Below are 8,111 nucleotides of genomic sequence, written 5' to 3'. Positions count from 1 at the left end.
TTCAGGTATTGCTCGCGAATGGCTTTGGCGGACCAGTAGGCGAGGGCAGTCGCCAGCCCCGTCGGGTTATAGCCAATACCCACCGGGAACACACCCGAGCCCACCGCGAAGACGTTGTGCACGTCCCAGCTCTGCAGGTAGCGGTTCAGCACACTCGTGTTGCGGTCGGTTCCCATCGCAACGCCGCCTGCCCAGTGCGTCGTCTGGTACGGACGCAGGTCGAGGTGATCGCCGATGTTCATCACGCTCGTCTGGATGGACTTGGGGTTCATCGCGTGGGCGACTTTCTGCATCTGACCGGTGACGTACTGGCTCATGCGGATATCGTTTTCTTTCCAGTCGAAGGTGAAGCGCAACAGCGGCTGGCCGAAGCTGTCGGTGTAGGTCGGGTCGAGATCGAGATAGTTGTCGGCGTAGACCATGTTCGCGCCGTGAACATCGAACGAGACGGTATTGGTGTAGTTGTCCTTCACCGCCGTCTTCCATTGCGCGCCCCACTTGGGCGTGCCGGTCGGAACAGGAATGCCGGAGATCGGCTTCACGCCGGCCGGGTTGCACCAGACGGGCGCGCCGCCCACGAAACCGAGCGGGCCATGATCGAAGTTGTCGGCATTGAAATCGTCCAATGCCACGCCGTTGCCACCGGCACCAATAAACCCGTTCGTGTTCTTTCCTTGCCCGAAGAACATGCGCACGGTGGACATCGTCTGATAGGCGACGTTCTTGCCGACTGCGCCCTGGCCTGTCTTCGGGTCATACGGCTTGCCTATGCCCGAGAGCAGGAACAGCCGCGCGTTGTTGTACGCGAACGTGCTGGCAATCACGAGCGCTGCGGGCTGCTCGACGGTATTGCCCTTGATGTCCACATATGTCACGCCCGTCGCTTTCTTTTTGCTGCTGTCCAGGTTGATGCGCAGCACGTTGCAGTTCGATCGCAATTCGAACAGCGGCACCTGTTTCAGCGCAGGCAGGATGTTGACGTTCGGCGATGCCTTCGAATAGTTGTAGCAGGCGAAGCCCGAACAAAAACCGCAGAAGTTGCACGGACCCATCTGGCAGCCGTACTGGTTCGTGTAGGGTTGCGCAACGTTCGCCGACGGTTCCTGAAACGGATGAAAACCCACTTCCCGCGCGGCGAGTTCGAACAAGTGCGCGGTGTACGGCGTCTTTTGCGGCGGCAGCGGGAAGTTGTCCGAGCGGTTTGCTTCGAACGGATTACCCACGCCGTTCGCAACAATCTGACCTTTCACGCGATACGCCTGGCCCGACGTTCCCATCATCTTTTCGACGAAATCGAAGTGCGGTTCCAGCTCTTCGTAAGTTACGCCGAAGTCCTGCAGCGTCATGCCGTTTGGCACGAACTTGCGGCCGTACTTTTCCTCGTAGTGCGACTTGAGACGAAGCTCTTCCGGATACACGCGCCAATGCTGGCCGGACCAGTGCAGGCCCGCGCCGCCCACGCCTTCACCCGGTTTGAAGGCGCCAATCTGCCGATACGGCAACGCGGTGTCGTTCAGGGAATGGCGGAACGTGAAGCTCGTCTTCGACATGTCCTGGAACAGCTTCCAGCGCTGCAAATAGGTCAGCTCATCGAGCGTCTTCGGATACGCGCCGTCCGGGTAGGTGTCGCGATACGCGCCACGCTCCAGTGCAACCACGTGCAGGCCGGCTTCGGTCAGTTCCTTCGCCATGATGGCGCCGGTCCAGCCGAAGCCGACGATCACGGCGTCCACGGGCTTCATCTTTAAATCGGCCATGCAATGTGTCCTTGTTTGTCAGCATCTGCGCTTATGGAACCGGTTCCAAAACCGGGCAAAGATCAGGCGCCCCGTTCAGCCGATGGAAACCGGCGGCAGCGGATAACGCTTGCCGTATTGCTCGACCCAGTCGATGTAATCGCCGCGTGCGCCCGGGAAATTGATCATTCGCCACGCGTCCATGTGCTTGTTGCCGCCGTGCTTCGGATCGCAGAAATAGCCTTCGTGCGTGTTCTGCAGCAACTGCGCGAAGAAGTCGGCGGGCGGGACGTCGCCGATTGCCAGCTTGCCGTGTTCGAGTTCGCCGATGAGCGCATCTTTAGCGGCGTCGTCGAGATCGTTAAAAGGCTTGTTGTGCCTGGCGATGACTGCCTTGTCGAAACCGGCGAGCGCCGAACGGTACAGCGTGCGCGGCGAGAATTCGAGCTGGTAGCCCATCAGCGGCGATGTGTCTCTTACGAACGGACCGCGCATGTACCAGAGCGCCCCGAAGCCATACGGCTGGTTCATCTGCAAGTCGATGAACTCCGCCACGCCGGCCTCGACCGCGCCCGGGCCTTGTGCGTCGGCGGGAATGAGCCGGTCAACCAGCGCATTGAGCGTGGTCCATTCCTGGGCGGTGAAGTAGGCCGGCTTGTAAGGTTGGGCGTCGGCAGCCTTCACGAGTGTGGAACCGGCCACACCTGTTCCAACCGCGACGGCGGCCGGCGCCATGGCAAGTGCATCGCGGAGAAACGCGCGCCGGGCAGGGGAGATGCCGATGGTTTTCATTATCGAGTATCCAGAATGGCGAGCGGTCTTCAAGGGGTGGGATTATGACTGGCCACTTTGAAAGGCGCGCCGAAGCCGCCCGATAAACACCTTTGCAAGAATTGAAAATATAAAAACAAACGTAAGATTCAAGTAATCATTGGGGAGGCTGGTGCTTGGCTGATCCTAAGAAGATTCCGGTGGCCGATCACACGCAGACAACAAACTTGACACTTGCCCGTCATTTTTGTTAATAATAATCATTTGCATTTGAGCCAGGGGCTGGCGCGCCCGAGTGCGGTCACGGACCCCGTGACCACGGTCTGCAGCTTCGACGGCAAACAGCGCAACTGCGGGCTGGAACTCGCGACCTGCGGCGACGTGCTGAACGGCCTGCGCCTGATGGCAAGCGTGACGTTCCACGACGCGGACGGCGTGCCGAAACGCGCGATCAACTTCGGCGTTGGCTGGGACCTGCCGTGGGTGCCGGGCCTGAGCCTGAACGGGCGGGTCATCACCACCTCTTCGCCGTAATTCGATGCGGCCAACCGCATCGAGGTATCCGGCTGGACGCGCACGAATGTCGGCGCGCGTTATCGGACGCGGATTGAAGAACGTGTTCATCGATAACTACTGGCTCGTGAGCGGCACGTATGCAACGGTGGCCGCGCTGCGCCGCGCACGTTGCTGTTGTCGGCGCAGATCGACTTTCAATGGCTCCAGCATGACAACGCAAGACACTGCAAGCAAATGAACATCGTCATCACTCGATTCACCCGCGTGGGGCCGCTGGTGTCGCGCATCGTATGCGCCATCTTCGGCGGCTACGCGCTCGCTGCACTGACAAGCGTGGCGACCCTTGCATTGCCGATCAGCAAACCGCAAGCGGTCCTGACGGGCATGCTTGCCAGCTTTATCGTGTATGTCTGCGCTGTGATCTGGGTGTTTGCGGTGCGCAGCGCCTTGCGTGCGTGGACCGGATGTCTGGTCGCGGCGCTGCCGTTGTTGTGTGCAGCCTGGACCGTGTGGTCGGGAGGGCATGTCTGATGAAGGCATTTTCCAACCCGAAGCCGCAGGCCCGCGGCATCCGCCAGAGCATGTCCGACCTGCATACATGGACGGGCTTGCTTGTCGGCTGGATTCTATACGCAATGTTCCTTACCGGCACGGTCAGCTACTTCAAGGAAGAAATAACGCAATGGATGCGGCCTGAAGTTGCGCACCGGACAGCGCCGCCCGATGCTGCGCTGACGGCCGAGCGCGTGGCCACGACGCTCGGTACGCTTGCCGCAGGCAGCGCGCAGTGGAGTTTCGATCTGCCCAATGAACGAAGCAGCGTGATTGGTTCGTTCTGGCGCACGCCGGGTATTGCGACCGGCAAACGTGCGTTCCAGGAAGCGAGCTTCGACGTCGACACCGGCCAGAAAGTGACGGTGCGCGACACGCTCGGCGGCGACTTTTTTTATCGGTTCCACTTCCAGTTCTACTACATGCCTGCGTCATGGGGACGGTGGATCGCGGGCTTCTGTGCGATGTTCATGCTGGTCGCCATTATTAGCGGCGTGATCACGCACAAGAAGATCTTTGTCGACTTCTTCACGTTCCGATGGGGCAAGGGCCAACGTTCATGGCTCGATGCGCATAACGCGCTTTCGGTCTTCGGGCTGCCGTTCCACTTGATGATCACTTACACCGGCCTCGTTACCCTGATGGCGATGTACATGCCGTTCGGGTCCCAGGCCGCGTTCAGGACGCCGGCAGAGAGCCAGCAGATGACAACGCAGTTGAGCGCCTTCATCCAGCCGGGCAAGCCGAGCGGACAGAAAGCGCCGCTTGCGCCAGTCGGCCCGATGGTGCGTGAAGCCGAGGCCCGCTGGGGACGCGGCAATGCCGGGCGCGTGACGATCACCCATCCCGGCGATAGCGCGGCGCGCGTTGCCGTTTCGCGCGGGGACGCAGCACGTGTTTCCATGAGCCCGCAATACTTGTTGTTCGACGGCGCGACCGGCAAGCTGATCGAAGTGAAAGGCGGCGTCGGCGCGGCGGCGGAAACGCGCGGCGTCCTGTATGCGTTGCACCTCGGCCGGTTCAGCGGGCTGCAGTTGCGCTGGCTGTATTTCATCGTGAGTCTTGCCGGCACGGCGATGGTAGGCACCGGCCTCGTCATGTGGACGGTCAAACGGCGTCAAAAGCTGCCTGATCCTGCGCGGCCTTATTTCGGCTTCTGGCTCGTCGAGCGTTTGAATATTGCGAGCATCGCGGGGCTTTCCATCGCGATGACGGGGTTCCTGTGGGCCAACCGGCTGCTGCCCGTGGCAATGCCCGAGCGCCCGGAAGCAGAGATCAACCTGTTCTTCACGATATGGGCGGCAACCTTGCTGTACACGCTTGCACGGCCTGCAAAGCGCGCCTGGATTGAATTGCTGTGGTTCGCGGCCGGCTTGCTGGCGTTCTTGCCCTTGCTCAATGCGCTCACCACGCAACGGCCGTTGTGGCATTCCATCGCGCAAGGCGACTGGGTGTTCGTGGGCTTCGATCTGGTGATGTGGGCGTTCGCGGCGCTGCATGCGGCGCTGGCGGTCCGCACGGGGCGTCATCGGCCACGCGTGAAGGCTGTGGCAAGAAGCGCGGCCGGGCGCCGGGTTGCAGTACGGGAAGCAGAAGAGGAGAGCACGTGATGCATGGATTGGCCTTGATCATTTGCGTACTGTCCTTTGCGTTTCTCGCCCTTGCCATGGAGCGGCATCAGGAGACGGTATTCGGACGGAAAATGCGCGAAGGTCAGTCGCGCAGGTTCCGGATAGCAGGTTGGTGCGGGATTTTGCTGGCGCTCAGTTTCGTAGTCGGCGACGAAGGGTGGGCGATGGGACTCGTCAGTTTCAGCGGTTGCACGAGTCTTGCGGCCGGAATCGTTTACGGCGTGCTGATCCTGCGGGGCAGGCGGAGTGCACGCGGTTAATAACGTTTGCCGGTCGCGCCAGGCAGCATTCGATGCAGCGTCCAGCGCAGCGCGTCCGGCTTTCGCACGCAACGTTGAATTGGGCGGCGCATGAATCTTGCCGGATCAAGGGATTGGCCAAGCGAAACTCCGCCCAGCAAACTGGGACGCGGTTCACTCTGGAATGCAAGAAGCCGGTCGCATGCCGTGTGCTCTCACCCTTTCTGCGAAATCCGCAAGACCTGATTCCAGTCGGGCGGATCATCGTTGTGATTTTGCGGAGACGCCTTGAGACTCAAAGCGCTCCTCCATGCGAGTAATCGCGTGCCCCAGAAACTCCTGGAACATGCCCATGGCTGTCGTCGTGGTCAAGTCTGATCGCTGATAAAGGCAACTGAACGACTTGGCTCCCGCATCCGAGAGCGCAGTCCACACGAGTCGTCCCTGTTCGACGTCTTCCGCCACGTTCTCGGCTATCAGGAAGCCGATACCCAGGCCATTGGCCACCAGACGCCGAACCATCGAGACCGAACTGGTCTCGACGAGCGGGCGCGCCTTTCTCTGCTCCCGATGATCGATCTGATCGACCATTGCGCGCAATTCCGTGTCGGGTGTCATCAGGATCAGGGGATAGTCGAGACAGTCGCGCAACCGAGGCCGCCTGTCCAGCTCGCACAACGGATGACCGGGCGCTGCGACCAGCCCCAGACGCTGAGCGAACGCCCGCACTTCGACTACGCCTGGCGGCGGCTTGCGGCGCAGGCCATAGCCAATGTCAGCCTCGCCCGTCTCGACCCACTTCAGGATGCTCTCGCCATTGCCGGAGCGCACGCTGAAGGTGATCCCGGGATAACTCTTGATGGCCGCCTCGATGGCCTCCGGCACCATGTGTTCGGCCGATGAAGGCGACACCGCGAGGTTGATATGACCGCGGCGCAGCGAGCGAAGATCTTCTATCTGCGTCATGGCGTTGTCGAAGTCACGTTGCCCGCGTCGTACGGCTGCGATCACGATCTCGCCGGCCGTGGTCAATTTCATGCCACGCGGCAGCCGGTCGAACAGCGGCGTGCCGACCTGTTCTTCAAGATTCATGATTTGCTGGTGCACGGCCGCCGCCGTCAAATGCAGCGCCTGAGCAGCTTTTCGGATGGAACCGCGGCGGACGACTTCGTCGAAGCATCGGAATGTCTGTGATATTGAGCGCATGGATCGGGTGTATGTTTTTTCCGAACGGGCCGTAAAGAATAATCATATTTTCCTGACAGCCAGTATCCCCTACATTGGGCTTCGTCATCAAAGGAGTTCAACGTGTCAACGTCCGTAGACCAGATTACCCAGCGACGCCGCGGCGTCGGTCTTATCGCCCATGATCCCGCGCTATCAGCGCATGGCTATACCCTGATCGCGCCGCAAACGGGCGGGGGTCATGTCTATCTCGTCGATATACAAGGTGAGGTCGTGCATCAATGGAAGATGCCCGTGCGCCCGGGACGTCACGCTGTGATCCTGCCTAATGGCAACCTCGGCTACAACGGCAGCCATGCACATTCGCCCGATCTCTATGCGCCCTGGTCGATGTGGCACGGCGGCGATTTCTCCGAAGTCACACCGCAAGGCGAAGTGGTCTGGCGCTACGAAGATCCTGCGCATCACCACGACGCGCAATGGCTTCCCAATGGTCACCTCCTTTATTCGGCCTGCGCGCCAGTTCCACCCGGCTTCGCTGGGCGAGTACCCGGTGGCACGGCACACGGACCCGACGAAGTCATGTATGGCGACGTCATCCGCGAAGTGAATCGTGCGGGTGAAGTCATATGGGAATGGAAAGCCTGGGAACATTTGAATCCCGAGGACTTCCCGATCGCCCCGGGCTTCGGCCGATACCACTGGCCGCTCGTGAACGGCATCGGTGTCAACGCACAGGGCCAGGTGCTCATGAGCTTGCGGACGACCTCCGGCATCATCGCAGTGGACAAGCCGACGGGGGCGCTCGCCATGCATATTCCGCCCAGCGTGGTGTCGCACCAGCACGCGCCGGTGGCGCTGCCGAACGGCAACATCCTCACCTTCGATAACGGCAACTTTCGCACTGGCGCGCACGTCGCGTTCTCGCGCGTGCTCGAGATCGATCCCTCGAACAACGCGGTCGTGTGGTCCTATGCCGACGATGTCGTGAACGTGTTCTACAGCCCCTTCATGGGCAACGCGCAGCGCCTGCCCAACGGCAATACGCACGTGACGGAGTCCGCGACAGGCCGCCTGTTCGAGGTCACGCCCGCAGGCGAAGTGGTTTGGGAATACATCATTCCGTGGTTTGATCAATACCCCGATGAAGCCGCACGCAAGACCGGTCCCGGCCAGTTGAACAGCGTGTTCCAGACCCTCCGGTACAGCCGCGAGCAATTGCCCTGGCTGCCGGCCTGAACCATGCCGACGCGCCTGACTTCCGGAGGGGCCATGAGTCCTGATCCAGCACGAGATCCCGTCGATGCACGCCTGCCCGCATGGCAACTCGTGCTGTTCGGCTTACAACATGTTTTATCGATGGCGGCATCGCCGATCACGGCGGTTTTCCTCGTCGCCAGGATGTTGTCGCTGCCCGCTGAGCTCACGGTCCAGTTGATCGGTGCGACGAGCCCGCCGGCCGTGTACTTCGTCAGCGCGTT

Annotated in this window: 8 protein-coding genes and 1 pseudogene; 6 read left to right on the top strand and 3 right to left on the bottom strand. The window is 61.0% G+C overall.

The annotated features are described in order from the left end of the window. Together ACFFAR_RS18120 and ACFFAR_RS18115 are read right to left on the bottom strand one after the other, a co-directional pair. A partial coding sequence (locus ACFFAR_RS18120) for a GMC family oxidoreductase (protein ID WP_375508217.1) occupies positions 1-1,757 on the bottom strand: 1,757 nt, incomplete at its 3' end. Between the two features lie 75 nt (positions 1,758-1,832). Continuing rightward, positions 1,833-2,528: a gluconate 2-dehydrogenase subunit 3 family protein gene (locus ACFFAR_RS18115; protein ID WP_174362731.1), complete on the bottom strand. Its 696-nt coding sequence runs from the start codon at positions 2,526-2,528 to the stop codon at positions 1,833-1,835. A 291-nt stretch (positions 2,529-2,819) separates the two neighbouring features. On the opposite strand from ACFFAR_RS18115, the gene ACFFAR_RS18110 reads away from it, so the two are divergent. The 4 genes from ACFFAR_RS18110 (at position 2,820) to ACFFAR_RS18095 (ending at position 5,466) form a co-directional block, all read left to right on the top strand. Then, positions 2,820-3,041, top strand: coding sequence for a hypothetical protein (locus tag ACFFAR_RS18110; RefSeq protein WP_174362732.1), 222 nt, complete (start codon positions 2,820-2,822; stop codon positions 3,039-3,041). Between the two features lie 216 nt (positions 3,042-3,257). Then, complete coding sequence (locus tag ACFFAR_RS18105) at positions 3,258-3,554, top strand: DUF3649 domain-containing protein (RefSeq protein ID WP_174362733.1); 297 nt, start codon at positions 3,258-3,260, stop codon at positions 3,552-3,554. Further along, positions 3,554-5,185 carry a PepSY domain-containing protein gene (locus ACFFAR_RS18100; protein ID WP_174362734.1) on the top strand — a complete coding sequence of 544 codons (1,632 nt, stop codon included), beginning with the start codon at positions 3,554-3,556 and terminating at the stop codon, positions 5,183-5,185. Before ACFFAR_RS18105 ends, ACFFAR_RS18100 begins: the two co-directional genes overlap by 1 nt. Next, positions 5,185-5,466 carry a DUF3325 family protein gene (locus ACFFAR_RS18095; protein WP_174362735.1) on the top strand — a complete coding sequence of 94 codons (282 nt, stop codon included), beginning with the start codon at positions 5,185-5,187 and terminating at the stop codon, positions 5,464-5,466. Before ACFFAR_RS18100 ends, ACFFAR_RS18095 begins: the two co-directional genes overlap by 1 nt. Before the next feature lie 240 nt (positions 5,467-5,706). Here ACFFAR_RS18095 and ACFFAR_RS18090 read toward each other — a convergent pair whose 3' ends face one another. Next, the gene (locus ACFFAR_RS18090) at positions 5,707-6,651 is read right to left on the bottom strand and encodes a LysR substrate-binding domain-containing protein (protein ID WP_174362736.1); all 945 of its coding nucleotides are present in this window, start codon (positions 6,649-6,651) and stop codon (positions 5,707-5,709) included. A 102-nt stretch (positions 6,652-6,753) separates the two neighbouring features. Here ACFFAR_RS18090 and ACFFAR_RS18085 point away from each other — a divergent pair, with 102 nt between their 5' ends. Both ACFFAR_RS18085 and ACFFAR_RS18080 read left to right on the top strand, forming a co-directional pair. Further along, the gene (locus ACFFAR_RS18085; protein WP_174362737.1) at positions 6,754-7,869 is read left to right on the top strand and encodes an aryl-sulfate sulfotransferase; all 1,116 of its coding nucleotides are present in this window, start codon (positions 6,754-6,756) and stop codon (positions 7,867-7,869) included. A 33-nt stretch (positions 7,870-7,902) separates the two neighbouring features. Further along, positions 7,903-8,111, top strand: a pseudogene (locus ACFFAR_RS18080) (hypothetical protein); the annotation flags it as partial.

The organism is uncultured Caballeronia sp., assembly GCF_964243625.1.
Classification (GTDB): domain Bacteria; phylum Pseudomonadota; class Gammaproteobacteria; order Burkholderiales; family Burkholderiaceae; genus Caballeronia.
Note: the sequence above shows the minus strand (reverse complement) of the source record. Positions and strands in the feature narration are given on the sequence as shown.